The 26027-nt window shown below is 66.3% G+C and carries 21 protein-coding genes, 1 tRNA gene and 1 pseudogene; 11 read left to right on the plus strand and 12 right to left on the minus strand.

Annotated features, from left to right (window positions below):
• Positions 1 to 9: 9 nt before the first annotated feature.
• The 4 genes from DWG20_RS10375 to DWG20_RS10390 are packed head-to-tail and all read right to left on the minus strand — an operon-like array spanning position 10 to position 4023.
• The gene (locus tag DWG20_RS10375) at positions 10 to 510 is read right to left on the minus strand and encodes a hypothetical protein (RefSeq protein WP_115433741.1); all 501 of its coding nucleotides are present in this window, start codon (positions 508 to 510) and stop codon (positions 10 to 12) included.
• The gene (locus DWG20_RS10380) at positions 485 to 1798 is read right to left on the minus strand and encodes a replication-associated recombination protein A (RefSeq protein ID WP_115433742.1); all 1314 of its coding nucleotides are present in this window, start codon (positions 1796 to 1798) and stop codon (positions 485 to 487) included. Before DWG20_RS10380 ends, DWG20_RS10375 begins: the two co-directional genes overlap by 26 nt.
• 4 nt (positions 1799 to 1802) lie before the next feature.
• Positions 1803 to 2408: an outer membrane lipoprotein periplasmic chaperone LolA gene (lolA, locus tag DWG20_RS10385; protein ID WP_115433743.1), complete on the minus strand. Its 606-nt coding sequence runs from the start codon at positions 2406 to 2408 to the stop codon at positions 1803 to 1805.
• 22 nt (positions 2409 to 2430) lie between these two features.
• The gene (locus DWG20_RS10390; RefSeq protein ID WP_115433744.1) at positions 2431 to 4023 is read right to left on the minus strand and encodes an NAD+ synthase; all 1593 of its coding nucleotides are present in this window, start codon (positions 4021 to 4023) and stop codon (positions 2431 to 2433) included.
• Between the two features lie 98 nt (positions 4024 to 4121).
• On the opposite strand from DWG20_RS10390, the gene DWG20_RS10395 reads away from it, so the two are divergent.
• From DWG20_RS10395 to DWG20_RS10405, 3 genes are all read left to right on the plus strand, one after another.
• On the plus strand, positions 4122 to 5204 hold the full coding sequence (locus DWG20_RS10395; RefSeq protein WP_245944704.1) for a GNAT family N-acetyltransferase: 1083 nt from the start codon (positions 4122 to 4124) through the stop codon (positions 5202 to 5204).
• A gap of 62 nt (positions 5205 to 5266) precedes the next feature.
• Positions 5267 to 5357: transfer RNA gene (locus DWG20_RS10400), tRNA-Ser, on the plus strand.
• A gap of 1067 nt (positions 5358 to 6424) precedes the next feature.
• Positions 6425 to 6727: a glycine zipper domain-containing protein gene (locus DWG20_RS10405; RefSeq protein ID WP_115433746.1), complete on the plus strand. Its 303-nt coding sequence runs from the start codon at positions 6425 to 6427 to the stop codon at positions 6725 to 6727.
• Between the two features lie 100 nt (positions 6728 to 6827).
• On the opposite strand, the pseudogene DWG20_RS16740 reads toward DWG20_RS10405, so the two are convergent.
• A pseudogene (locus DWG20_RS16740) lies at positions 6828 to 6983 on the minus strand (hypothetical protein); the annotation flags it as partial.
• A gap of 286 nt (positions 6984 to 7269) precedes the next feature.
• On the opposite strand from DWG20_RS16740, the gene DWG20_RS10410 reads away from it, so the two are divergent.
• The gene (locus DWG20_RS10410; RefSeq protein WP_115433747.1) at positions 7270 to 8040 is read left to right on the plus strand and encodes a sulfite exporter TauE/SafE family protein; all 771 of its coding nucleotides are present in this window, start codon (positions 7270 to 7272) and stop codon (positions 8038 to 8040) included.
• A gap of 121 nt (positions 8041 to 8161) precedes the next feature.
• Positions 8162 to 8593 (plus strand): acyl-CoA thioesterase, encoded by a 432-nt coding sequence (locus DWG20_RS10415; protein ID WP_115433748.1) that lies wholly within the window; start codon positions 8162 to 8164, stop codon positions 8591 to 8593.
• A 155-nt stretch (positions 8594 to 8748) separates the two neighbouring features.
• On the opposite strand, the gene mnmC is transcribed toward DWG20_RS10415, so the two are convergent.
• Positions 8749 to 10737: a bifunctional tRNA (5-methylaminomethyl-2-thiouridine)(34)-methyltransferase MnmC2/FAD-dependent 5-carboxymethylaminomethyl-2-thiouridine(34) oxidoreductase MnmC1 gene (mnmC, locus tag DWG20_RS10420; RefSeq protein WP_115433749.1), complete on the minus strand. Its 1989-nt coding sequence runs from the start codon at positions 10735 to 10737 to the stop codon at positions 8749 to 8751.
• 27 nt (positions 10738 to 10764) lie between these two features.
• A complete protein-coding gene (gene mnmH, locus DWG20_RS10425) occupies positions 10765 to 11805 on the minus strand; it encodes a tRNA 2-selenouridine(34) synthase MnmH (protein WP_115433750.1) in 1041 nt (346 codons plus the stop codon).
• 20 nt (positions 11806 to 11825) lie between these two features.
• Here mnmH and selD point away from each other — a divergent pair, with 20 nt between their 5' ends.
• From selD to DWG20_RS10450, 5 genes are all read left to right on the plus strand, one after another.
• Positions 11826 to 12866: a selenide, water dikinase SelD gene (gene selD, locus DWG20_RS10430; RefSeq protein WP_115433751.1), complete on the plus strand. Its 1041-nt coding sequence runs from the start codon at positions 11826 to 11828 to the stop codon at positions 12864 to 12866.
• Positions 12867 to 12934: 68 nt separating this feature from the next.
• Complete coding sequence (locus DWG20_RS10435) at positions 12935 to 14638, plus strand: glutamine--tRNA ligase/YqeY domain fusion protein (protein ID WP_115433752.1); 1704 nt, start codon at positions 12935 to 12937, stop codon at positions 14636 to 14638.
• Between the two features lie 86 nt (positions 14639 to 14724).
• Complete coding sequence (cysS, locus tag DWG20_RS10440; protein WP_115433753.1) at positions 14725 to 16095, plus strand: cysteine--tRNA ligase; 1371 nt, start codon at positions 14725 to 14727, stop codon at positions 16093 to 16095.
• Between the two features lie 116 nt (positions 16096 to 16211).
• Positions 16212 to 16427 (plus strand): 50S ribosomal protein L31, encoded by a 216-nt coding sequence (rpmE, locus tag DWG20_RS10445; RefSeq protein WP_115433754.1) that lies wholly within the window; start codon positions 16212 to 16214, stop codon positions 16425 to 16427.
• 101 nt (positions 16428 to 16528) lie between these two features.
• Entirely contained in the window at positions 16529 to 18184 is a 1656-nt protein-coding gene (locus DWG20_RS10450; RefSeq protein WP_115433755.1) for an ArnT family glycosyltransferase, read from the plus strand.
• Positions 18185 to 18261: 77 nt separating this feature from the next.
• On the opposite strand, the gene DWG20_RS10455 is transcribed toward DWG20_RS10450, so the two are convergent.
• Together DWG20_RS10455 and DWG20_RS10460 are read right to left on the minus strand one after the other, a co-directional pair.
• The gene (locus tag DWG20_RS10455) at positions 18262 to 20226 is read right to left on the minus strand and encodes an acetoacetate--CoA ligase (protein WP_115433756.1); all 1965 of its coding nucleotides are present in this window, start codon (positions 20224 to 20226) and stop codon (positions 18262 to 18264) included.
• A 93-nt stretch (positions 20227 to 20319) separates the two neighbouring features.
• Positions 20320 to 21216, minus strand: coding sequence for a hydroxymethylglutaryl-CoA lyase (locus DWG20_RS10460; protein WP_115433757.1), 897 nt, complete (start codon positions 21214 to 21216; stop codon positions 20320 to 20322).
• Positions 21217 to 21319: 103 nt separating this feature from the next.
• On the opposite strand from DWG20_RS10460, the gene clpB reads away from it, so the two are divergent.
• A complete protein-coding gene (gene clpB / locus DWG20_RS10465; RefSeq protein WP_115433758.1) occupies positions 21320 to 23896 on the plus strand; it encodes an ATP-dependent chaperone ClpB in 2577 nt (858 codons plus the stop codon).
• Positions 23897 to 24001: 105 nt separating this feature from the next.
• Here clpB and DWG20_RS10470 read toward each other — a convergent pair whose 3' ends face one another.
• The 3 genes from DWG20_RS10470 to DWG20_RS16745 form a co-directional block, all read right to left on the minus strand.
• Complete coding sequence (locus DWG20_RS10470; RefSeq protein ID WP_115433759.1) at positions 24002 to 24214, minus strand: hypothetical protein; 213 nt, start codon at positions 24212 to 24214, stop codon at positions 24002 to 24004.
• Positions 24215 to 24422: 208 nt separating this feature from the next.
• Positions 24423 to 25055 carry a 7-carboxy-7-deazaguanine synthase gene (gene queE / locus DWG20_RS10475; RefSeq protein WP_115433760.1) on the minus strand — a complete coding sequence of 211 codons (633 nt, stop codon included), beginning with the start codon at positions 25053 to 25055 and terminating at the stop codon, positions 24423 to 24425.
• On the minus strand, positions 25052 to 26026 hold the full coding sequence (locus tag DWG20_RS16745) for a 6-pyruvoyl trahydropterin synthase family protein (protein WP_115433761.1): 975 nt from the start codon (positions 26024 to 26026) through the stop codon (positions 25052 to 25054). The genes queE and DWG20_RS16745 overlap by 4 nt, the downstream gene beginning before the upstream one ends.
• Position 26027 lies beyond the last annotated feature (1 nt).

Below are 26027 nucleotides of genomic sequence, written 5' to 3' on the forward strand. Positions count from 1 at the left end.
GGTCCGTGCTTATTTGATGTTGATGAGGTGGCGTCCGTCGGCGATCAGCCAGATCTTCGCGTACGGACTGTCCGAAAAATTGCGGCCGGCCAGGTAGTCGCGCCACATCGCGCCCGAGATGCCGGCGTCGGCGTTGCAGATCAACAGCCAGCAGGGTTTGAGCGCGTAGGCCGCGTACTTGGCGTTCTTGTCGGCGATCGACTGGTCCAGCCTCGCCAGCCTTTCGTCGCGGCTGGGGGCCGGCTGGCCGCGGTCGGGCGGCGGCACCGAGCCGTTGAGCTTGGCCGCCGCCTGTTCGCTCGCGTACAGGTGGGTGACTTCGAGTCCGACGAAATGCCAGGCGAACAGCGCGGTCATGACGCGCAGGCTGTAGTCGGGCGCCTCGCGGTGCGGCCCGAGCTGATAGCGTGGCGGGTGTTCGTGCCGGTTCAGGTGCTCGACCAGCGTGCGCGCGGCGCGCGCTTCGATCCGCCACTTGTGGTGGTCATGTCCCTTTCGATGCTTCTTCATCGAGTTGGCGCAAAAATGCCAGTTTTTCGCCGATTTTCGCTTCGAGACCGCGATCGGTCGGTTCGTACCAGCTGACGTCTTCCAGCCCTTCGGGCAGGTAGGTCTCGCCGGCGGCGTAGGCGTAGGGTTCGTTATGGGCGTAGCGGTAGTCGTGACCGTAGCCCAGCTCCTTCATCAGCTTGGTCGGCGCGTTGCGCAGATGCACCGGCACCGGCCGCGATTTATCCTGTTTAACGAAGGCGCGTGCCTCATTATACGCTTTGTATGAAGCGTTGCTCTTGGCCGCCACCGCGAGGTAGATCGCTGCCTGGCCGAGCGCGAGTTCCCCCTCCGGGCTGCCGAGTCGTTCGTAGGTGTCGGCCGCGTCGAGCGCCACGCGCGCCGCGCGCGGGTCGGCCAGGCCGATGTCTTCCCACGCCATGCGCACCAAGCGCCGCGCGATGTAGCGCGGGTCGGCGCCGCCGTCGAGCATGCGGGAGAGCCAGTACAGCGCGCCGTCGGGGCTCGAGCCGCGCACCGATTTGTGCAATGCGGAGATCTGGTCGTAGAACGCGTCGCCGCCCCTGTCGAAGCGCCGCGCGTTGACGGTCAGCACTTCGGCGAGGAAGGCGGCCGACACTCGGCCAACCTTGCGCGCGAGCGCGGCGGTGCGCGTCTGTTCGAGCAGGTTCAGGAAGCGCCGCGCGTCGCCGTCGGCGTAGCCGGTCAGCGTGTCGATGGCGTCGTCGTCGAAGTCGAGCTCGGCCAAGGTGCCCTTGGCGCGGGCGCGCGCCAGCAACGCCTTCAGTTCTCCGTCGGAGAGGCTGTCGAGCACGTAGACCTGCGCGCGCGACAACAGCGCCGAATTGACTTCAAACGACGGGTTCTCGGTGGTCGCGCCGATGAAGGTGAACAGGCCGGATTCGACGTAGGGCAGGAAGGCGTCCTGCTGCGCCTTGTTGAAGCGGTGGACTTCGTCGACGAACAGGATGGTCGCGCGGCCCGATTGCGCCAACACCGCCTGCGCGCGGTCGACCGCTTCGCGGATGTCCTTCACGCCGGAGAACACCGCCGAGATCGGGATGAACTCGGCGTCGAAGCTGCGCGCGAGGATGCGCGCCAGCGTGGTCTTGCCGACGCCGGGCGGGCCCCACAGGATCATCGAGTGCGGCACGCCGGCCTCGACCGCGAGACGCAGCGGTTTGCCCGGGCCGATCAGGTGCTGCTGGCCGACGACCTCGTCCAGGGTGGCCGGGCGCAGCGCCTCGGCCAACGGTTTCTTCGGTTCGGTGTGGAAAAGATCGCTCACGGGCTCAGTCGCCGTTCATCACGTCGACGCCGGCCGGCGGCGTGAAGCGGAAGTGGCTGGCGGCGATCGCCGGGTTTTTCTTCAGCTTGGAGAAGGCGATGCGCGTGACGTTGCCGAAGCTGTCGGTCAGTTCCATCTGCTTGAGCTGCTTGGCGGCGAAGCCCATCTTGATCTCGGCGAAGCCGCTGTCCTTGTTCTTCGGGCTCGCGGCCAGCCACTCGAGCCCGCCTTGCTTGCCGGTCTCGCGCAGCGTGTAGTCGCGCTCGATCGCGTTGTTGCCGGCCAAGAGCGCCGCCGGGCTCGAGCCGAGCGCCGCGTCGAGCGACTTCTTCGTCACCTGCGCGAGCTCCTGGTCGTACAGCCACAGCGTCTTGCCGTCGCCGACGATCAGCTGCTGGTACGGCTTGCCGTAGCTCCAGCGGAACTTGCCGGGGCGCGCGATTTCCAGCGTGCCCGACGCGGTTTCCTGGCGGCCGCCGCCGGTGACGGTCTGCGTGAAGTCGGCCGACAGCGTCTTGGTACTGGCTACGAAGGCCTTCAGCTGCGCGACGGCGGCCGCGTGGGCCGACACGGGCAGCGCGAGGGCGAGGGCGATCAGGGTCTTTTTCATGCGCATCCTTGTTCAGTGCCGCTCACGAAAACCGGTTCGTGATCGGGTAGCGCCAGTCCTTGCCGAAACCGCGCTGCGTGATGCGCGGGCCGACCGGCGCCTGGCGGCGCTTGTATTCGTTGATCTTCAAGAGCCGCACCACCTTCTTCACGTCGGCCTCGGCGAAGCCCTCGGCGACGATCTCGTCGGCGGAGCGGTTGTCTTCCACATAGCGCGCCATGATGGCATCGAGCACATCGTAGGGCGGCAGACTATCTTGGTCGACCTGATCGGGGCGCAGTTCCGCGGAAGGCGGCCGGGTAATGATTCTTGACGGAATCACCTCGGACTGGTCGTTGCGCCACGCGCACAGCTGGTAGACCAGCGTCTTGGCGACGTCCTTGAGCACCGCGAAGCCGCCGGCCATGTCGCCGTACAGCGTCGCGTAGCCGGTGGTCATCTCCGACTTGTTGCCGGTGGTCAGTACCAGCTTGCCGGACTTGTTCGACAGCGCCATCAACAGCACGCCGCGGATGCGCGACTGCAGGTTCTCTTCGGTCGCGTCGACCGGCAGGCCGTCGAAATTCGACGCGAGCGCGTTCATGAACTGCTCGTACATCGGCCAGATTTCGATCTCGTCGTACTTGACGTTAAGGCGGGCGACCATGTCGCGCGAGTCGTCGACGCTGATGTCGGCCGTATAGCGGCTCGGCATCATCACCGCGTGCACCTTGTCGGCGCCTAACGCGTCGACGGCGATCGCCATCGTCAATGCCGAATCGACGCCGCCCGACAGGCCGAGCAGCACGCCCGGGAAGCCGTTCTTGCCGATATAGTCGCGTACGCCGGCCACCAGCGCCTGGTAGACGCTCTCGATTTGACAGGGCAGCGCCGCCTTCTTGCCCGGCAGGAAGTCGCCGTCGGCGAAGTCGACGAGGAGCAGTTCGTCGGCGCAGGTCGCGGCCTGCGCGACGACTTCGCCCGCGCGGTTCATCGCGAACGACGCGCCGTCGAACACCAGTTCGTCCTGGCCGCCGTTGAGGTTGACGTAGGCGATCGGCAGGCCGGTCTCCTCGCAGCGGTAGCGCACCGTATCGTGGCGCGTCTCGATCTTGTTGCGGTGGAACGGCGACGCGTTCAGCACCAGCAGCGCCTCGGCGCCGACGTCGAGCGCCTCGGACGCCGGCTCGACCGACCACACGTCCTCGCAGATCAGCACGCCGAGCTTCACGCCCTTGTGCTCGAACACCAGCGGCGACGCGCCCGGCGTGAAGTAGCGGCACTCGTCGAACACTTCGTCGTTCGGCAGCAGCATCTTGTGGTACTGGCCGAGCCTATTTCCATCGCGCAGCACGGTCGCCGCGTTGAAGCGCTCGTTGCCGAGCTTGACCGGGTGGCCGACCACCAGCGTGATGCCGTCCAGCTCGAGCAATTCATCGAGCGCGCCCGCCACCGCGCGGTAGAAGTGGTCGCGCAGCAACAGGTCTTCCGGGCTGTAGCCGGTCAGCGCGAGCTCGGGCGTGACCAGCACGTCGGCGCCGGCCGCGATCGCCTCGTGCGCGAGGTCGAGGATTTTGCGGGTGTTGCCGGCGATATCGCCGACGACGGGGTTGAACTGGGCCAGGGCAAGTCGCATCTTGAACGCTATCGACACAATGGGAATGTGCCGATTTTACCGCAGCGCAGCGCGTTGCAGGCAAAGGAGTGCGTGTGCAGGTCAGAAGAGGTGAAAGCGTGGCGGGCATCGAAGCTTGGCCGAGCCCCGATGCGCCGGGCGGGCTGTTCGTCGGCAAGGCGTGGCTGTCGGCGCTGGAGGCCAGCGGCTCGGTCGGCGACGGCACCGGCTGGCTGCCGATGCCGCTGTATACCGGGGAGGGTGTCGCCGCCTGCCCGGTGTATCTGAAAGACCATTCCTACGGCGAATACGTGTTCGACTGGGCGTGGGCCGAGGCCTACCAGCGCGCCGGTCTCGACTACTACCCGAAGCTGGTCGTCGCCTCGCCGTTCACGCCGATCGCCGGGCCGCGCTTTCTCGGCGACGCCAAGCAGCGCGTGGCGCTGATCGCGGCGCTGGAAGAATTGCAGGACGAGGGCGACATTGCATCGGCACACGTGCTGTTCCCTGCCGAGGACGAGGCGCAAACGTTGGCCGAGCGCGGCTGGCTGCTGCGCGACGGCGTGCAGTTCCACTGGTTCAATCGCGGCTACCGCGACTTCGATGACTTCCTCGATACACTGAGTCGCGACAAGCGGAAGAAGATCCGCCAGGAGCGGCGGCGTGTCATGGACGCCGGCATTACGGTGCGCGTGAAGGGCGGCCACGCGACGACGAGTGCCGACTGGGCGTTCTTCGCCGCGTGCTACCGCAACACCTACCGCGAACACCGCTCGCATCCCTATCTGAATCTTGCCTTCTTCGAAAAGCTTGGCCGAGCCTTGCCCGAAGCGGTACGGCTGGTCGTCGCCGAACGCGATGGCAAACCGATCGCCGCGAGCTGGTTCCTCGTCGACAAGGAGCGGCTATACGGCCGTTACTGGGGCGCGCTGGAACACGTCGACTGCCTGCACTTCGAGCTGTGCTATTACGCCGGGATTGAGCTGGCGGTCGCCGAGGGGCTGGCAGTGTTCGAAGGCGGCGCGCAGGGCGAACACAAGCTCGCGCGCGGTTTCGAGCCGGTGTTCACGCGTTCGACCCACCGCATCGCCGACCCGCGCTTCGCCGGTGCGATCGCCGCGTGGCTGCACCACGAACGCGCCGGCATCGCCGCCTATCACGCGGAATGCCTCGCGCACCGAGCTTATCGCGCGACCGAATGACGAGCTTGCAATACGACGGAAGCCCTTATATACTGCGCGCCTCTGCTGAAAAAGCAGGCCACGGAGAGGTGGATGAGTGGTTGAAGTCGCACGCCTGGAAAGCGTGTTCAGGGTAATACCCTGACGGGGGTTCGAATCCCCCTCTCTCCGCCAGTCTATTGAGAACCCGCAAACGCAAAACGTTTGCGGGTTTTTTCATTTCCCTGTCTCCGGACCTATCGCCAGATTTCCCTCGCTATTCGCCTTGATCAAGGCCTCTGCTTCATAGAGGTAAGCCGTGTCAGCGCTGCTCGGCCGGGTTGTCTCGCCGGCGGCCGTTTGAGGCGCCGGCTTTGAGGATTGCTGTCGATGCGTCGCGACGTTGCAAAGCCCGCACCGCGATTCGGTCTGACCTTGCCTGTATCCGGATCGGCTTCCCGCTATATACGCAGTCCGGAGGTTTTTCATGGCGTTGACAGCCATTGATGGGATGGGTTGCGGTCAAAGCGATTGGCCAATCTATCGTGCCGGTCTTATCGCGGGGCATCGGAAAATAAACCTTCGGCGGCGGGTAGGGAGCGTGGCCGATGAAAGCGCGAGGCGGCTTTGGGCATGCGTCGACGCGAAGGGACGAGTCATTGAGGGCCGTCCCGCGCGCCGAAAATGGCGTCTAAAACGGAGTCGATGGCCTCGCGCTTTCGTCGGGCGTCCGCGTTGCGGCAATCGGCTGTTGTTTTCAGAGGAGTATTAGACAAGGCGCGGCTGTGCGCGGACCGGAGTATGGCGACCCAATCGCGGTGCATTTGGTCACGGCCAATCATGCTCAATCCTCTCTCAAACCGTCCACGCGTCCGCCTGCCTGGGGCCGCGCAGGTGTTGGTTCGTCGATGGCGAAATAGATGTGGAGCCCGGCCGTTCGCGAACCGATCACGCGAAGCGGAGGCCTTGAACAAGCCGGCCCCAGCATCTTCGGGCAGCTTTGTTACTTTTACGCCATCACTTTCAGCATAGGCATTGCGACGAATGATATAGACGTTCTTGTGCGGCACTCCAGCAGCGCGCTATGCCAAAAGATATCCTGTTGTCTTTTTTTGCCCTGCCGCCATGGATGAAGTGGATCTTTAAACGAAGATGGCGTGTTGTTCGCTACCCGTCTCAACAATTGCTAATAGTTATTTACAACCCGAACCGGCGGGGCGCGATACGATCGCTCCATGACAACAAAGCGGAGAACTTCCGTCATGAAACGTACCCTCCTTGTTCCTGCTGCACTGATGCTTTCCCTGGCCGCCGGCGCGGCGTACGCCGGCAGCGGCTCGACCATTATCGGCGGCGCGCTCGGCGGCGCGGCCGGTGCGGCGATCGGTGATTCGGTCGGAGGTCGCAACGGCGCGATTCTCGGCGGCGCGATCGGCGGCGGCGCCGGTGCGGCGATCGGTCACGACTATGGCCGCAAGCAGGAAACGCGCTACGTGTACAAAAAGCGCCATCATCGTCGTCACGACCATGGCCGTCACCGCGGCTGGTACAAAGATCGCGATTGAGCGCCCGCTGGCGTCGGCGTGAATTCGGGCCGGCAGCGGCAAAAAGCGGGAGGTGAAAAACCTCCCGCTTTTTGTGTTTGATGACGCCTTGTTTCTGTCGCTTCTTGCGGTCGACGTAGGCAGCGCATCGGTTAAAGTGCCGGGCGAACTTCGCCAGCGGCTTGAGCCGTTTGCTGATGCAGATTCCTGTCTTGTTCCGGCGGGGGACATTGCCACGCTGCGGCAGGCCGTGCCGCCGGCCTTCCTGTCGCGGCAAATTGCCATGTCCTTATTTCTAGAATCGCCTATCGCTTACCGTTCACATGGTTATTCCATTTTCATGGTCTCTTCGGGCGGAAAACCGTTTCGCCGAGCCTGGGCATAGCCTGTGCCATTTTCCAGAAAATCAAGCAAAGGCGTGCAGTGATGCCGTTTTTTGCGGTAGCGGCGCGCTGCGATGATCTTTTTTGGGAATAAAAGAAAAATAAAACAATCTAAAGCGTTATATCGCTATCGGTTAGCATCGCATCATCAATAAGCAATAAAGTGCGAGGAGCGGGTCTGTGGAGTTGGCTTATATCGTGGCAGGCCTGGTGGTCGGTTTCGTCGTCGGTCTGACCGGCGTCGGCGGCGGCTCCTTGATGACGCCCATCCTGTTGGGCTTCGGCATCAACCCGGCCACCGCGGTCGGGACCGACCTCCTGTACGCCTGCATCACCAAGACGGGTGGGGTCTGGGTGCACCAACGCCACCGCAATATCGACTGGCGCATCACCGGCTGGCTCGCCGCCGGCAGCGTGCCGACGGCGTTGCTGACCGTGTGGGGCCTGTCCAACCTCGGGCTGGATACCGCCACCGTCAACAAGCTGATCCGTGTCATGCTCGGCTTCGCGCTGATGCTGACCGCCGTGGCGATCCTGTTCAAACCGTACATCCTCAAGCTGCTGCTGAAGAACCGCACGCCCAAGCCGGCCGACCACCTGCCCAGGCTGCCGACGCTGGCAGTCGGCGTCATGCTCGGTTTCGTGGTCACGCTCAGCTCGATCGGTGCCGGCGCGCTCGGCACGCTGGTGATCTTCGCGCTCTACCCGCTGCTGCCGACCGCGCGCCTCGTCGGCACCGAGATCGCTCACGCGGTGCCGCTGACGCTGGTCGCCGGCCTCGGCCACGCCAGCATGGGCAATATGGACTACCACCTGTTGGGCAACCTCTTGATCGGTTCCTTGCCCGGCATCTGGCTCGGCTCGCACCTGACGCGTCAGGTGGCCGAAAAATGGCTGCGCCCGATGCTGGCGATCATGATGGTGTTCACCGGCGCCAAGCTGGTGATGTAAGGCAAGCCTGCCCATTCGACGACCCCGGTCCCTGCGGCCGGGGTTTTTGTTTGTCCGGCCTTGGGAAGAAACGCTCACGCGCGTTACCATGTCGTCTGACAACACGAAGAAGAGGGCTCTTATGGACAAGCACTATCCGGTGGTCGCCGAGGGGCGCATCGTCATGCGCTGGGGCGACATGGACGCGGTCGGCCACGTCAACAACACCACCTATTTCCGCTACCTCGAACAGATCCGCCTCGACTGGCTGGAGGCGTTCGGCTACTCGATCGACCCGGCCGGCACCGGCCCGGTGCTGGCTTCGACCGGCTGCAGCTTTCGCAAGGAACTGGTCTACCCGGGGACCTTGCGCATCACGATCGAGCTCGAAAAGCTCGGCCGAAGTAGTTTGAAATTGCGCCACCACTTCTACCGCGACGACGACCCGGGCACCGTGTACGCGACCGGCGAGGTGACGCTGGTGTGGGTCGACTACACGAGCGGCAAGGCGGTGCCGGTGCCGGAAGACATCCGCGCGTCGCTCGAGCCGCACGCAGAGGCGCTGCCGGCCTGACCTTGGCCGAGCCACAGACAAAAAGCCCCGCGGCTCTGCCCGCGGGGCTTTTTTCGTTGCAGGGTCGGCCGAGCCGGGAGCGGGGCCGTCAGACGAGGAGGATGGACTCGGCCAACCTTCGAATGTATCGGCCGGCTCGCGGGGCCGAGCCCGCGTCAGTCGCGCGTCTTGCCGGCCTTCTTGCCGCGCATCAGCGCGCGGATCGCGAAGCGGTTAGGCGACAGCGCGTCGACCAGCGCGCGCGACACCGGCATCGGTTCGTTTTCCAGATAGCCGGCGATCATTTCGCCGGCCAGCGGCGCGGTGACCATGCCGCGCGCGCCGTGGCCGGCGTTGACGTAGAGCCCTGGCAGCCACGGCGCCGGATCGGTCAGCTTCTGCGTCGCGTCATTGGCGAGCGGCGAGTAGACCTCGGCCAACCTCGTCGCGTCGGCGACCGGGCCGACCAGCGGTAGATAGTCGGGCGTGGTCGCGCGCAGCGCGACGCGGCCGGCGAGCTTCTCGACGTTGGCCGAGCCGGCGTCTAAGCCTTCGAACAGCACCGGCGATAGTTTGGCCAGCATCGCGAGATTGCCCGCGTGTTCGTCGGCCGACAGTTCGGTGTCGCGGCGCTCGAAGTTGAAGCTCGCGCCGAGCGTGTGCCGGCCACGGCGCGCCGGCGCGATATAGCCTTCGCCGCACAGCACGGTCTTCAAAGGGGCTTTTTCGGATTCAGGGAGCTCGCTGACCTGGCCGCGGATAGCTTTGAGCGGCAGGTGGGCGGTGGCGGCAAAGCGTACGGTATCGGCTGCCTGGCACAGGACGACCGCTTCGCCGACGGCGAGCGTGCCGTCGCTGCCACGCGCGGTCCACAGGCCGTTGGCCTCGTCGTGGTCGAGTTCGAGCACGCCGCTGGCGGTGCGCACCGTGATGTCAGGATGGTTCGCGAGCGCGGCGACCAGCGCCGACGGATTCAGCCAGCCGGCCTCGGAAAAGAACAGCCCGTCCTGTTCGAGCGGTACGCCGGCGATGTCGCCCGCCTCGGCGGCGGTGACAAAGCGCAGGAAGTCTTGTGGGAAACCGGCCTCGGCCAAGCCTTTCAAGCGTTTAGTTTCCGCGTCGTCGAAGGCGAGCTGCAGCACGCCGCACGGCTGCCAGCAGTCTGAAGCGTCGGCGAGATATCGATCCAGCACGCGCCGGCTGTAGCCCATGCCGGCGAGCAACAGCCAGGTCAGCGGTGTGAAGTGCGGCGACAGCTTCGCGTACAGCACGCCCTGCGGGTTGCCCGAGCCTTCGCGCGCGAGCGCGTCGTGTCTCTCGAGCAAAGTCACGCGCCATCCGCGCGCGGCGAGGCTGGCGGCGGTAGACGCGCCGGCGATGCCGCCGCCGACGACGACGACGGTCTTGTCCTTGAAGTTCGAGGCCGGGCGGCCGTACCACGGCGCGCGCCAGGCGGATTCGGACGGGGTCGTGAGTACGCCGCGGCTCATCTCGCGCTTGTGGCGGTAGCCTGGCACCTTCTCGACCGCGAAGCCCGCGTCGGCGAGGCCGCGGCACACGAAGCTGGCGCTGGTGAAGGTCGAGAACGTCGCGCCTGGCGCCGATTTCTCGGCCATCAGCGCAAACAGCTCGGGCCGCCACATCTCGGGGTTCCTGGACGGCGCGAAGCCGTCGAGGAACCACGCGTCGACTTGGCCGTCGAGTTCCGGATAGCGCTCGAGCGCGTCGCCGACCATCAAGGTCAAGGTCACGCGGCCTTTATCGAACACGAAGCGGTGAAAGCCTGCCGGCAGGCTGCGGTACTGGTTTATCAGTTGTTCGGACAGCTCGGCCAACTCCGGCCACAGCGCGAGCGCCCGGATCAGGTCGTCGCGCGCGAGCGGGTATTTCTCGACGCTTGCAAACGCGAGCCTGGCGCCTTCGGGCGCGTACTCCGCGAAGCATTGCCACGCGGCGAGGAAGTTGAGGCCGGTGCCGAAGCCGGTCTCGCCGATGGTGAACACTTCGCCTTCGGCCAGCGCGGCGAAGCGCCCGGGCAGCCGGTTGTGGTCGAGAAAGACGTGGCGGGTTTCGGCGAGGCCGCTGGCGCGCGCGAAGTACACGTCGCCGAAGGCTTCGGAATAGGGCTGGCCGTCCTGCCAGGCGAGCGTTGCGGTGGGGCTCATCGGGTGCTCTGCAAGGTTGGCCGAGCCTTAAGCATCGAGCGCGCCGGCGGCCTCGGCGAGCGCGGCGGCGGCCAGGCTTTCGAGCCGCAGCGTCGGCGCGCCCGCGAGGGAGGGGTAGTGGCGCGTCATCGAGCGCCAGTAGAGCGGGTCGTAGTGGCGGGTCAGCAGTTCTTCGACCAGCTCGGCGAAGCGCCCGGCGCGCGCGAGTTCCGCCCAGCCGTTCAGCACCTCGTTCGGGTGCAGGCCTTTCAGGAAACCGAGCTGCTTGACCAGCCGCTCGGGGTCGGCGAGGTAAAAGTCGTAGTCTTCAAGCAGAAAGCGCACCCGCTCGGTGAGCGGCACGTCGACGAGCAGGCAGTCGGCCGAGTGCATCGCCGCGTACAGCGAGTCCGGCAGGCTGACGCAGCCGATCTTCTTGCTCTCTGATTCGATGTAGACCGGGCGCGCCGGGTCGAGCGTTTTCAGCGCGGCAAGCAAGAGCGAGTCGAAGCCCTTCTGCGCCGGCTGCGCCTCGCCCGGCAGCTTGCCGAGCACCGAGCCGCGGTGGCGCGCGAGGCCTTCGAGGTCGAGCACCTGATGGCCGGACGCGGCGAGCGCGTCGAGGAAACGGCTCTTGCCCGAGCCGGTCGGCCCGCAGATCACCCTGAAGGCGTAGCGCGCCGGCAGCTCGGCCAAGGTGTCGAGCACGTCGCGCCGGTAGGCCTTGTAGCCGCCCTCGAGCTGGTGGGCGCTCCAGCCGATCTGCGACAGGATGGTCACCATCGCGCCGCTCCTCTGGCCGCCGCGCCAGCAGTAGATTAGCGGCTTCCAGTTCTTCGGCCTGTCGTGCAGCACGGTATCCAGATGATGCGCGATATTGCGCGCGACGATCGCCGCGCCGACCTTGCGCGCCTCGAACGGCGACACCTGCTTGTACAGCGTGCCGACGCGCGCGCGCTCGTCGTCGGAAAACACCGGGCAGCTGAGCGCGCCGGGGATGTGGTCCTCGGCATATTCGGCCGGCGAGCGCACGTCGATGACTTCGTCGAAACGGGCGATCTGTGCTACGTTAGCGGTCTTGAAAAGCATGGAAAATCGGGGAATCGACGATGTCGGAAGTGAAATTGACGCAATTGTCTCACGGCGGCGGTTGCGGCTGCAAAATCGCGCCGTCGGTGCTCGAGGCCATCCTCGGCGACGCGCGAGAGAAGGGCGTGTTCCCCGACCTGATGGTCGGCACCGAAACGAGCGACGACGCGGCGGTCTACCGGCTCAACGACAGCCAGGCGCTGATCGCGACCACCGACTTCTTCATGCCCATCGTCGACGATCCTTTCGACTTCGGCCGCATCGCCGCGGCCAACGCGCTGTCCGACATCTACGCGATGGGTGGCAAGCCGATCATGGCGCTGGCCATCGTCGGCATGCCGGTGAACACGCTGCCGGTAGAGACGATCCGCAAGATCCTCGATGGCGGCGAGGCGGTGTGCCGCGCCGCCGGCATCCCGATCGCCGGCGGCCATTCGATCGACGCGCCCGAGCCGATCTACGGCCTCGTCGGCATGGGCCTGGTCCACCCCGAACAGGTCAAGCGCAACAGCGACGCGCGTGCCGGCGACGTGCTGATCCTCGGTAAGGGCCTCGGCGTCGGCGTGCTCGCGCAGGCGATGAAGAAGGGCATCCTCGACGATGCCGGCTACGCCGCGCTGATCGCGTCGACCACGCAACTGAATACCGTAGGCGCAGAACTGGGAACGTTGGCCGAGGTCCACGCGCTGACCGACGTCACCGGCTTCGGCCTCCTGGGCCATCTGCTGGAAATTTGCCGCGGCGCGGGCCTCGCGGCCGAAATCGAATTCGACCTGGTCCCCGTCATCGAAGAGGCGCTGCCGCTGGCCCGCCAAGGCATAGGTCCCGGCGCGATCGAGCGCAACCTCGCGAGCTTCGGCGATCACGTCGACTTCGCGCCGGATCTGCCGGACTGGCAGCGCCGCGTGCTCGCCGACGCGCAGACGAGCGGCGGCTTGCTCGCCGCGGTCGCGCCCGAGGCGGCCGACGCGGTGCTCGCGCGCTTTCACGCCGCCGGCTTCGGCTACGCGCGCGTGGTCGGCCGCCTTGCGGACGGCGCGCCCCGCGTTGCAGTGCGATAAATCGGGTAAAATGCCCGCCTACCGATCGTCCGCCGTCGGGTTCCCGGCGGCGCTTTGAAGCGAAGAACATGAGCGAAAAACACGCCAAGCCGGCCGCCGACGCGGTCGAGGTCAAGCACTTCATCAAGACCATCATCGAGAACGACCTGGCCTCGGGCAAGCACGGCCGGATCGTCACGCGCTTCCCGCCGGAGCCGAACGGCTACCTGCACGTCGGCCACGCGAAGGCGATCTGCCTGAACTTCGGCATCGCCGACGAGTTCGGCGGCGTGTGCCACCTGCGCATGGACGACACCAACCCGGAGAAGGAATCCGACGAGTACGTGCAGGCGATCAAGGAAAGCGTCGAGTGGCTCGGCTTTCACTGGGACGGCGAGGTGCGCTTCGCGTCCGACTACTTCGACGCGCTGTACGGTTACGCGGTAGAGCTGATCGAATCGGGCAAGGCCTTCGTCTGCGACCTGTCGGCCCACGAGATGCGCGAATTCCGTGGCTCGCTGACCGAGCCGGGCCACGAGAGCCCGTACCGCAACCGCAGCGTCGACGAGAACCTCGACCTCTTCACGCGCATGCGTGACGGCGAGTTCCCGGATGGCAGCAAGACGCTGCGGCTGAAGATCGACATGGCCAGCGGCAACATCAATATGCGCGACCCGGCGATCTACCGCATCCGCCGCGCGCACCACCACCGTACCGGCGACAAGTGGTGCATCTACCCGATGTACGACTACACGCACTGCATCTCGGACGCGCTCGAGGGCATCACGCATAGCCTGTGCACGCTCGAGTTCGAAGACCACCGTCCGCTGTACGACTGGGTGCTCGACAACATCAGCATCGACTGCCACCCGCGCCAGTACGAGTTCTCGCGCCTGCATCTGATGTACGCGCTGACCTCGAAGCGCAAGCTGAACCAGCTGGTGGTCGACGGCGTGGTGTCCGGCTGGGACGACCCGCGTATGCCGACGCTCGCCGGCATGCGCCGCCGCGGCTACAGCCCGGACGGCATCAAGCTGTTCGCACAGCGCATCGGCGTGTCCAAGAGCGAGAACGTGGTCGACTTCCCGATTCTCGAAGGCGCGGTACGCGACGCGCTCGAATCCGAGGCGCCGCGCGTGATGGCGGTGCTCGACCCGATTAAGCTCACGCTGACCAACTTCGAAGAAGGCGTGACCGCCAGCCGCAGCGCGCCGTTCCACCCGCACCATCCGGAATTCGGCGAGCGCGACGTGCCGATCGCGCGCGAGATCTACATCGACCGCGACGACTTCGCCGAGGTGCCGCCGCCGAAATGGCAGCGCCTGACCTCCGGCGGTGAAGTGCGCCTGCGCTACTCTTACGTGATCAAGTGCGACGAAGTGGTCAAGGATGCCGACGGCCGTGTCGTCGAGCTGAAGTGCTCTATCGACCCCGACACCTTGGGTAAAAATCCGGAAGGCCGCAAGGTCAAGGGCGTGATCCACTGGGTGAGCGCCGAGCACGCGGTAGAGGCGGAAGTCCGCCTCTACGAGCGCCTGTTCAACGAGGCGCGCCCTGACGCGGTGCGCGGCGAAGACGGCCAGTACGTCGAATTCCTGCAGTTCCTGAACCCGGACTCGCTGAAGGTCGTCACCGGCTACATCGAGTCGTGCGTGAAGGACGCGGCGCCCGAATCGCGCTACCAGTTCGAGCGCGTCGGCTACTTCGTCACCGACCGCCGTGACCACCAGCCGGGTAAGAAGGTCGTGTTCAACCGCACCGTCGGCCTGAAGGACGCGTTCAAGCCGGCCTGATCCGCAAGCGGGCTCGGCCAAGGTTGGCCGAGCCCTGTCATGTTACACTCTAACGTTTTCCAGTCACCCCGATGGCGCCCGCAACGATGCTGACCCTGTTCAATACGCTGACCCGACAGAAAGAAGTCTTCCAACCGATCGAAGCCGGCAAGGCGCGCATGTACGTGTGCGGCATGACGGTGTACGACTACTGTCATCTCGGGCACGCGCGGGTGATGGTGGTGTTCGACATGGTCGCCCGCTGGCTGCGCGCCGACGGCTACGACCTGACCTATGTGCGCAACATCACCGACATCGACGACAAGATCATCAAGCGCGCCGCCGAGAACGGCGAGGCGATCGGCGAATTGACGCAGCGCTTCATCGACGCGATGAACGAGGACAGCGACGCGCTCGGCATCATCCGCCCCGACTTTGAGCCGCGCGCGACCGAGCACGTGCCGGGCATGGTCGACATGATCGAGAGGCTGATCGCCAACGGCAAGGCCTATGCCGCCGCCAACGGCGACGTCTACTACGCGGTGCGCGAGTTCGAAGGCTACGGCAAGCTGTCGGGCAAGAGTCTGGAGGATCTGCGCGCCGGCGAGCGCGTCGACGTCGATCTGAACAAACGCGACCCGCTCGACTTCGTGCTGTGGAAGGCCGCCAAGCCGGGCGAACCGTCCTGGACCAGTCCGTGGGGCGACGGCCGTCCGGGCTGGCACATCGAGTGCTCGGTGATGAGCGAGAAACTGCTCGGCGACCATTTCGACATCCACGGCGGCGGCGCCGACCTGCAGTTCCCGCACCACGAGAACGAGATCGCGCAGTCCGAAGGCGCGCACGGTCATCAATTTGTCAATTACTGGCTGCACAACGGCTTCATCCGCGTCGACAACGAGAAGATGTCCAAGAGCCTGGGCAACTTCTTCACCATCCGCGAGGTGCTGCAAAAGTACGACGCCGAAGTCGTGCGCTTCTTCATCCTGCGCGCGCACTACCGCAGTCCGCTGAATTATTCTGACGCGCACCTGGACGACGCCAAGCATGCGCTGACGCGGCTCTATACCGCGCTGAAGACCACCGCGCCGTTGGATGTCGCCATCGACTGGGCCGACCCGCACGCGGCGCGCTTCAAGGCGGCGATGGACGACGACTTCAACACCGCAGAGGCGCTGGCGGTGCTGTTCGAACTGGCCGGCGAAGCGAACAAGAGCGGCTCGGCCGAACAGGCGGGCCTACTGAAGGCGCTGGGCTCTGTGCTCGGCCTGTTGCAGCGCGACCCGGTAGAGTTCCTGCAAGGCGGCCGCGTCGCCGGCGAATTGTCGGCAGACGGCATCGACGCGCTGATCGCGGCCCGCCGCGAAGCCCGCGCCACGAAGAACTGGGCCGAGTCCGACCGCATCCGCGACGAACTGACCGCCGCCGGCATCGTGCTCGAAGACGGTCCGCAAGGCACGACCTGGCGCCGCGCCTGAATGCCGTTGTCGGCCGAGCCCGGGGCCCGGCTTGCCAAGTGAAAATCTTGGGCGGATAATGATCCGTTTCAGTAGCGCAGGCAAAACCCCTGTGCCCGTTTAGCAAAGGAAAAGCAATGAAAGCCGGTATCCACCCGAACTACCTCGACGTCAACGTGACTTGCTCCTGCGGCAACAAGTTCGTGACCAAGTCCACCATGGGCAAGGAAGCCTTCCACGTGGAAGTCTGCTCCGAATGCCACCCGTTCTACACCGGCAAACAGAAGATCGTCGACACCGCCGGTCGCGTGGACAAGTTCAACCAGAAATTCGGCGGCTTCTTCAAGCGTTAATCCGCTCGAACCGCTATGCAAAAGGCAGCCTCGGCTGCCTTTTTTGTTGCCATTGTTTTCCGCCCGAGCGTCAGACGCCGGCCGGCGGTTATCATATCGACATGCTGACTTTCTCTACCAACCGGGCCGGCCTGCCGCAGCCCACCGAAAAACCGTGGCTGCTGTTGCTGTTGACCTTCGTCTGGCTGTGGCCGGGCATCCTCGGGCACGACCCGTGGAAACCGGACGAGCCCTTCGTCAACGCCGTCATCCTGAACATGCTGCACAGCGGCAACTGGCTGACGCCGATGGTGCACGGCGAGGCCTACCTGGACGCGCCGCCGCTCTACTACTGGGTCGCCGCCGCGCTCGCGCGCGCGTTCTCGCCGTGGCTGTTGCCGCTGCACGACGCCGCGCGGCTCGCGACGCCGCTGTTCATGGCGATCGGCCTGACCTTCGCCGGCATGACCGGACGCGAGCTGATCGGCCGCCGCCACGGCCGCAGCGTGGTGCTGATCCTGATCGGCAGCCTCGGGCTGTTGGCGACCGGCCACCAGATGACGCCGGCGGTCGCCGGCTTCGCCGGTTTCGCCATCGCCTTCTATGCGCTGGCGCTGTCCTTGCGCGCGCCCGGGCTGGCGGGCGCCTTGCTCGCCGCGGGCCTGGTGCTGACCTTCTTGTCGACCAGCCTGCTCGAAGTGTCGCTCTTGGTGCTGTCGTCGCTGATGCTGACTGCGTTCTCGGCGTGGCGTAACAAGGGCTATGCGATCACGCTTGCGATGGCGTTGTTGCTGGCGCTGCCGGTGGCCGGCTTGTGGCCGTGGCTGTTCGCTCACGCCGAGCCGGCCGCGTTCGCGCGCTGGTGGTACGAGGAAGCGCTCGGCCCGCTGAACGGTTTCGGCCGTGTCGGTTTCTTCCACGAATTCGGCTATTACCCGAAGCTGGTGCTCTGGTACACCTGGCCGGCCTGGCCGCTGGCCGCGTGGACGGTGTACCGCAGCCGGCGCTTCGACGAGCCGCTGCTGCAGCTGCCGCTGCTGTTCTTCGTCGTGACGCTGATCCTGCTGACGCTGTCCGATAGGCAGAGCTCGACCTACGCCTTGCCGCTGCTGTTGCCGATGGCGGTGCTCGCGGCGGTCGAACTGGACACGCTCAAGCGCGGCGCGGCGGCCTTCCTGAACTGGTTCGGCCTGATGACCTTCGGCTTCTTCGGCGTGCTGATCTGGGCCGGCTGGGCGGCGATGAACTTCGGCTGGCCGGCCAAGTTGGCCGAGCGTGCCGCCTACTTCAGCCCTGGCTACCTGCCTCAAGTATCGTGGCCGGCGACACTCGCCGCGCTCGCCGCGACCGCGGTCTGGCTGTGGGCGGTCACGCGCCGCCACCTGCGCGGCCGCCAGGCGGTCACCAACTGGGCCGCCGGCATCACGCTGTTCTGGGGCTTGGCGCTGACGCTGTGGCTGCCGTGGCTCGACGCGGCCAAGAGCTACCGGCCGGTCGTAGACAAGATGATGGCGGCGCTGCCGCCGGCTGCGAAGAACGCCTGCGTCGCGACCGAGCGCAACAACCTGCTGGCGCGGCTGTCGTGGCAGTACTACGGTGATCTGTCGCTTACCGCCTTCGAGCGCGGCGCCGAGCCGCCGTGCGGCTGGCGCCTGGTGGTTCGCACCCGCGCGCAAGGCTTGGCCGAACCGGGCTGGACGCTGATCTGGCAGGGCAGGCGCCCGCGCGACAAGGACGAGCTCTACGCACTGTTGCGCCGCAGTCCGCCGTCCCACTGAGTGCGCCGCCCATCAAAAACGCCCCGTCAGAAAACGGGGCGTTTTTGTCGTTCAACGTTGGCCGAGCTTCCCGTGCTTCAATGCTGCAGCTCGGCCAGGTTCTCGAACAGCTTCAGCGCCTGCGGATTGGCGAGCGCCGACACATTGCTGACCGCCTCGCCGTGGATGACGTTCTTCACCGCCAGTTCGACGATCTTGCCCGACACGGTGCGCGGGATGTCGGCGACCGCGACGATCTTGGCCGGCACGTGGCGCGGGCTGGCGCCGTCGCGAATCTTCGCCTTCAGCCGCGCGATCAGGTCTTCGTCGAGCACGGCGCCCTCGGCCAACCTGACGAACAGCACGACGCGTTCGTCGTCCTGCCAGCGCTGGCCGACCGCCAGCGCCTCGGCGATCTCGTCGAACGCCTCGACCTGGCGGTAGATCTCGGCGGTGCCGATGCGCACGCCGCCCGGGTTGAGCACCGCGTCCGAGCGGCCGTAGATGATCAGCCCGCCGTGCTCGGTGAGCTCGGCGTAGTCGCCGTGGCACCAGATGCCGGGGAAGCGATTGAAGTAGGCCTTGCGGTACTTCTCGCCGTCGTCGTCGCGCCAGAAGCCGACCGGCATCGACGGGAAGGCGCGCGTGCAGACGAGTTCGCCCTTCTCGCCGATCACCGGCTTGCCCTCGTCGTTGTAGACGTCGACCGCCATGCCGAGGCCGCGGCACTGCAGTTCGCCGGCGTACACCGGCAGGCAGGCGTTGCCGAGCGCGAAGCACGACACGATGTCGGTGCCGCCCGAGATCGACGCGAGGTTCAGGTCGGCCTTGACCGCGCGGTACACCCATTCGTAGCTCTCGGCGACCAAGGGCGAGCCGGTGGAAAACAGCGCGCGCAAGCTCGCGAGCGTCCATTCGCGCGCCGGTTCGAGCCCGGACTTGTGCAGCGCGTCGATGTACTTGGCCGAGGTGCCGAAGTGGGTGCAGCCGGCTTCCTCGGCGTAGTCCCACAGCACCCGGCCGTTGTCGGCGAACGGCGAGCCGTCGTAGAGCATCAGCGTCGCGCCGGAAGCGAGGCCACTTGCCAGCCAGTTCCACATCATCCAGCCGCAGGTGGTGAAGTAGAACAGCACGTCGCCCTCGTGCAGGTCGGCGTGCAGCTGGTGCTCCTTCAGGTGCTGCAGCAGCGTGCCGCCGTGGCCGTGCACGATGCACTTGGGTTTGCCGGTGGTGCCGCTCGAATAGAGGATGAACAGCGGGTGGCGGAACGGCACGCGCTCGAAGAACAGCGGCTCGGGCTGGTAGGGCGCGAGCCAGGCGGCGAGCGGCGTCGCCTTCGGCAGCGTCGCGGCGAGTTCTTGAGCCTTACCGAGGTAGTCGACCACCAGCACGCGCTCGAGCGTCGGCAGGCCCTTGACGACGGCCGCGAGCTTGTCGGCAAGGTCGATGCGCTTGCCGTTGTACAGATAGCCGTCCGGCACGAACAGCAGCTTCGGTTCGGTCTGGCCGAAGCGGTCGAGCGCGCCGTCGATACCGAAGTCGGGCGAGCACGAGGTCCAGATCGCGCCGAGGCTGGCGGCGGCGAGCATCGCCGCGATCGTCTCGGGCAGGTTGGGCATGAAGCCGGCGACGCGGTCGCCGACCCTGATCCCGGCGTCGCGCATCGCCTGTTGCAGCTTTGATACGAGCTGGTTCAAGTCGCGCGAGCTCAGCGTGCGACGGACCTCGGTCTCGCCCCGGAAGAAGAGCGCAGGCGCGTCGTCGTTGCGTCTCAGCAGGTTTTCGGCGTAGTTAAGCGTCGATTCGGGGAAGAAGTGCGCGTCGCGCAGATTGTCGCCGGCGTCGAATGGCACCGAGCCCTTGTCGCCCGAGACGCCGGCGTAGTCCCACACGAGCGACCAGAACGCGGCGGTGTCTTCGGTGCTGTAGCGCCACAGGCTGTCGTAGTCGGGAAAGTGGCGCCGGCTGACGGTCTCGGCGAGCCGGGTGAAAGCGGCGAGATGGCTGGCCGAGATACGGCCGGCGGACGGTTGCCAGAGCGGGTGGGGCACGGCTGCCTGCATGGGGTCTCCTTGCGTGCGGCGAGCGTTTCTTTAGGGCTGCCGGTGGGCAGCGGAAGGAAGGCGCGCGCCTTGATTCGGCGTGTTGTCGTCTATTCAGTGCGGGGCGAGCGCGCGAGCGACGCGCGATGCCGGTTCGCGGCCGAGGCGCTGCGAAATCCAGTACGCGACCTCGATCAGGCGCGTCAGGTCGACGCCGGTTTCGACGCCGAGACCCTTGAACAGCCAGACCAGGTCTTCGCTCGCGACGTTGCCGGCGGCTCCCCGAGCATAAGGGCAGCCGCCGAGGCCGGCAACCGAGCCGTCGAAGGTCGACACGCCGGCGCGCCACGCGGCGTAGACGTTGGCCGAGGCCATGCCGTAGGTGTCGTGGAAATGGCCGGCGAGCTGGGCGACCGGCACGCGGTCTTCTACCGCGTCGAGCACGGCGAGGATGGTGTTCGGCGTGCCGGTGCCTATGGTGTCTCCGAGAGAAATCTCGTCGCAGCCCATCTCCCACAGCGCGCCGGCGACGTCGGCGACGCGTTCCGGGTCGACGTGGCCTTCGTATGGGCAGCCGGCGACGCAGGACACATAGCCGCGCACCAGAAGGCCCGCGCCGAGCGCGCGGCGCACCACCGGCTCGTAGCGCGCGAGGCTGTCGTCGACGGTCACGCCGATGTTCTTCAGGCTGAAGGTGTCGCTCGCCGCGGCAAACACCGAGATCTCGCGCGCGCCGGCCGCGAGCGCTGCGGAGAGGCCCTTGTCGTTCGGCACCAGCACCGGGTAGGCGATCGGGCTCTTCAGGTCGAGCGCGGCGAGCACTTCGGCCGTGTCGGCCATCTGCGGGATCTTGTCCGGCGACACGAAGGCGCCGGCCTCGATGGTGGTGAAGCCGGCCTCGGCCAACCTCGTGATCAGCGCGCACCTTTCCGCGACCGACAGCGTGACGGCCTCGTTCTGCAGGCCGTCGCGCGGCCCGACCTCCACCAGTTTCACCCGCGCTGCGGTCATCGTCGTCGTCCCCGCAAAGCCTTCTCATTCAGGCTAGACCGCCACCCTTGAAATCGCTAAGCCCTTGCCCCAGATAGGGATTAAGCCCATCGAGGAGGATGTCATGCGATTCGACAAACTGACGACCAAATTCCAGCAGGCGATCGCCGATGCGCAGAGCGTGGCGCTCGCGAACGACAACGCCTACATCGAGCCGCAGCATCTGCTGCTCGCGATGCTCGACGACGCCGACGGCGGCGTGGCGAGCCTCTTGGCGCGCGCCGGCGTGAACCTCGCGGGCCTCAAGACCGCGTTGAGAAACGCGATCGAGCGCATGCCCAAGGTGCAGGGCACCGGCGGCGAGATCACCGTGTCGCGCGACCTGGCGAACCTGTTGAACCTGACCGACAAGGCGGCGATGCAGAAGGGTGACGCCTACATCGCGAGCGAACTCTTCCTCGCCGCGCTGCTCGACGACAAGGGCGAGACCGGCCGCCTGTTGAAGGAGAACGGCGGCAGCGCGGCGGCGGTGAAGGCCGCGATCGACGCGGTGCGCGGCGACGGCAACGTCGACTCGGCCGACGCCGAAGGGCAGCGCGAGGCGCTGAAGAAGTACACGCTCGACCTGACCGAACGCGCGCGGCTCGGCAAGCTCGACCCGGTGATCGGCCGCGACGACGAGATCCGCCGCGCGATCCAGGTGCTGCAACGGCGCACCAAGAACAACCCGGTGCTGATCGGCGAGCCGGGCGTCGGCAAGACCGCGATCGTCGAAGGGCTCGCGCAGCGCATCGTCAATGGCGAGGTGCCCGATTCGCTGAAGCACAAGCGCCTGTTGGTGCTCGACCTCGCCGCGCTCTTGGCCGGCGCGAAGTACCGCGGCGAGTTCGAGGAGCGGCTGAAGGCGGTGCTGTCCGACCTCGCCAAGGACGAGGGCAGCACCCTCATCTTCATCGACGAGCTCCATACCATGGTCGGCGCCGGCAAGGCCGAAGGCGCGATGGACGCCGGCAATATGCTGAAACCGGCGCTCGCGCGCGGCGAGCTGCACTGCATCGGCGCGACCACGCTCGACGAATATCGGAAATATGTCGAGAAGGACGCCGCGCTCGAGCGCCGCTTCCAGAAGGTGCTGGTAGACGAACCCTCGGTCGAGGACACCATCGCCATCCTGCGCGGCCTGCAGGAAAAGTATGAAATCCACCACGGCGTCGACATCACCGACCCGGCGATCGTCGCCGCGGCCGAATTGAGCCACCGCTACATCACCGACCGCTTCCTGCCCGACAAGGCGATCGACCTGATCGACGAAGCGGCCAGCCGCATCAAGATGGAGCTCGATTCCAAACCGGAAGCGATGGACAAGCTCGACCGCCGGCTGATCCAGCTGAAGATCGAGCGCGAAGCGGTGCGCAAGGAGACCGACGAGGCGTCGCAGAAGCGCTTCACGCTGATCGAGGAAGAGATCGCCAGGCTGTCGCGCGAATACGCCGACCTCGAGGAGATCTGGAAGGCCGAGAAGGCGAGCATCCTCGGCAGCCAGAGCATCCGCGAGGAGGTCGACCGCGTGAAGGTCGAGATGGAAGACCTGAAACGCCGTGGCGACTGGCAGAAGTTGGCCGAGCTGCAGTACGGCAAGCTGCCGGCGCTCGAGGCGCAGCTGAAAGCCGCCGAAGCGGCGGGCGAGGGTGACCAGAGACCGATGCGGCTGTTGCGCACGCAGGTCGGCGCCGAGGAGATCGCCGAAGTCGTCAGCCGTGCGACCGGCATCCCCGTCAGCAAAATGCTGCAGGGCGAGCGCGACAAGTTGCTGCACATGGAAGACGTGCTGCACCAGCGCGTGATCGGCCAGGACGAGGCGGTGCGCGTCGTCGCCGACGCGATCAGGCGTAGCCGTTCGGGCCTCGCCGATCCTAACAAGCCGTACGGCTCCTTCCTGTTCCTCGGGCCCACCGGCGTCGGCAAGACCGAGCTGTGCAAGACGCTGGCGAACTTCCTGTTCGATTCGGAAGAGCACCTGGTGCGCGTCGACATGTCCGAGTACATGGAGAAGCATTCGGTGTCGCGCCTGATCGGCGCGCCGCCGGGTTACGTCGGCTACGAGGAGGGCGGCCAGCTCACCGAGCAGGTACGGCGCAAGCCGTACAGCGTGATCCTGCTCGACGAGATCGAGAAGGCGCACCCGGACGTGTTCAACATCCTGTTGCAGGTGCTCGACGACGGCCGGCTGACCGACGGCCAGGGCCGCACGGTCGACTTCAAGAACACCGTGGTGGTGATGACGTCGAACGTCGGCAGCCAGGCGATCCAGACGATGGAGACCGACGACTACCAGGTGATCAAGCTGGCGGTGATGACCGAGGTGAAGACGCAGTTCCGGCCGGAGTTCGTCAACCGCATCGACGAGGTGGTCGTGTTCCACGCGCTCGACGACAAGCACATCAAGTCGATCGCACGCATCCAGCTCTCGAGGCTCGAAGAGCGGCTCGCCCGGCTCGAGCTCGGCTTCGAGATCAGCGACGCGGCGCTCGAGCTGTTGGCCGAGGCCGGCTTCGACCCGGTGTACGGCGCAAGGCCGCTCAAGCGCGCGATCCAGGCCGAGATCGAGAACCCGCTGGCCAAGTCCATCCTTGCCGGCAGTTATCCGCCGAAGGCGATGGTGCACGTCGATGCGGAGGGCGGGCGTCTGGTGTTCGGGTAAGGCAAAACCCCCGCCGTATGGCGGGGGTTTTTGTTGCCCGGCCGCCGGGAGCGGAGGAGGGCGGGCTCGGCCAATCTGATCCGGACGGGCGATGAGGCGGCGGGCTTACCAGCGGCCACGGCCTCCGCGTCGGTCGTGGCGATCGTAGCGGTCGTATCGATCGTATCGATCGTATCGATCGCCGCGGTCGTAGTGATGGTGGCGATCCGGCGCGATGATCACGGGTCGCCCGTAGTGTCGGGCGGGGACGACGACGCAGCCGACGAGGCTGCTGCTCAGCGCGATCGCCGCGCAGACGAGGCCGATCTTGTGTTTCATGGCGGACTCCTCGGGAAAAGGGCGGCCGGCCGGGCCGCGGGCTGTCTTTCCCTGAGCTTACGAGGTGGCGGGCGCAGCCCAAAGCGCGCAATTGTTGGCGAAATCCCGAGAGTGTGAGTTTCTGTGAAGCGGGCATGCTACGCGCCCAAAAGACAAAAGCCGCGTCATTCATGACGCGGCTTTTATGATTTCAAATGCTTGGTGCGGCTCAGCGGATGCCGGTCAGCTTGTGGGTCTGCAGCGACAGCTTCCACTGCGGGTGCGCCATGCAGTAGGCGATCGCCGCCTCGGTGTTGGCGCGCTGGTCCGGGTCGTCGAGCGGCTGCAGGAAGAAGTGCGAAAAGTCGAGCCCAGCCAGGGTTTCCGGCAAAGGCGCATCAAGCTGCGGGTAGACGAGCTTCAGCTCGTGGCCCGAGGTCTGCACCAGCGGCGCCTGGCCCTTCGGGCTGACGCAGATCCAGTCGATGCCGGCCGGCGCGGTGATCGTGCCATTGGTCTCGACCGCGACCTCGAAGCCGCGCGCGTGCAACGCGTCGAGCAGCGCCGAATCGAGCTGCAACAGCGGCTCGCCGCCGGTGCAGACGACGTACGGCGTGCCGCCCGCGCCTTTCCATTCTTCGGCGATGCGCTCGGCCAACGTTGCCGCGTCGGCGAACTTGCCGCCGTCGGGACCGGTGCCGACGAAGTCGGTGTCGCAGAAGCGGCAGACCGCCGCCGCGCGGTCCTGTTCGCGGCCGCTCCACAGGTTGCAGCCGGCGAAGCGGCAGAACACCGCCGCACGCCCGGCCTGGCCGCCTTCGCCCTGCAGCGTGTAGAAGATTTCCTTCACCGTATAGGTCATCGCGGGTCCCTCAGGCTCAGACGCGCGCCTTCATGCGCGTTCTCGAACAGGTCGATGGCGGACAGCTCGGGCAACAGCGGCGTGAGCTTGGCCGCGATCCACGCGGCGATGCCGGCGCAGTCGGTTCGCTCGATGCCGCGCAGCTGGTCGAGCGGGTTGTGGTCGAGCCGCTTGTACAGCGGCTTGAACAGCGACTTGACCTCGCCGAAGTCGCGCAGCCAGCCGCTGACCTGGTCCATCTCGCCGGCCAGGTACAGCCGCACCAGGTAGCTGTGGCCGGTGTAGTTGCCATCCTGATCGATGCTCACGGCCGCCTCGAAGCGCTGTTCCTTCCAGATCGTCAGGCCCGAAGCGTCGCGGCGGCTGCCGGCGGTGTGCGTCTCGAACACCTCGACCTTGGCTAGGCCCGGCAGAGGCTCGGCCAACCCTTGCCACAGCCAGTCGGCCAGCACCTCGCTGGTCGGGTTCTCGAGGCCGGCGATGTCGTTAAGATAACGATGCTGCAGCCGTTCGAACTGCGGCTGCCAGGCGGCGGCGATCGTCGCGTGGTCTTCCGAAGCGACGAGGCGCACCCTGAAGCCGTGGCCGTGCAGGCGGCCGCACTGGTGGCCGGGCTCGACGTTAGGCAGCTGGTGCGCGGCCTCGAAGCCGGTAGACAGCCAATGGCGCAGCGCGCCGTCTTCATCGAGTTCGACGCCGCGATCGGGCGCCGAGCGCAGGTTCAGCGCGCAAGGTTGGCCGAGCGCGTCGGCCAGATACGCGGCGAGCGTCGCGTCGGACGGCGACGCGATCATCGTGTCCAGGTCGCGGTAGTCGAGCGGCGCGCACGCGTACGTCAGCCGCTCGCGCAGCTCGGCGAGGTCGGCGACGCGGCTCTCGGCGGTGACGAAGAAGCTGTGGCCGTGGCGGCCGGTGGCGGACAGGCTGCGCGCGGCCTCGAAGCCGCACGTCGCGAGGTGGGTGGTGCGCATG

Origin of the sequence: Crenobacter cavernae (assembly GCF_003355495.1) — a bacterium.
GTDB lineage: Bacteria > Pseudomonadota > Gammaproteobacteria > Burkholderiales > Chromobacteriaceae > Crenobacter > Crenobacter cavernae.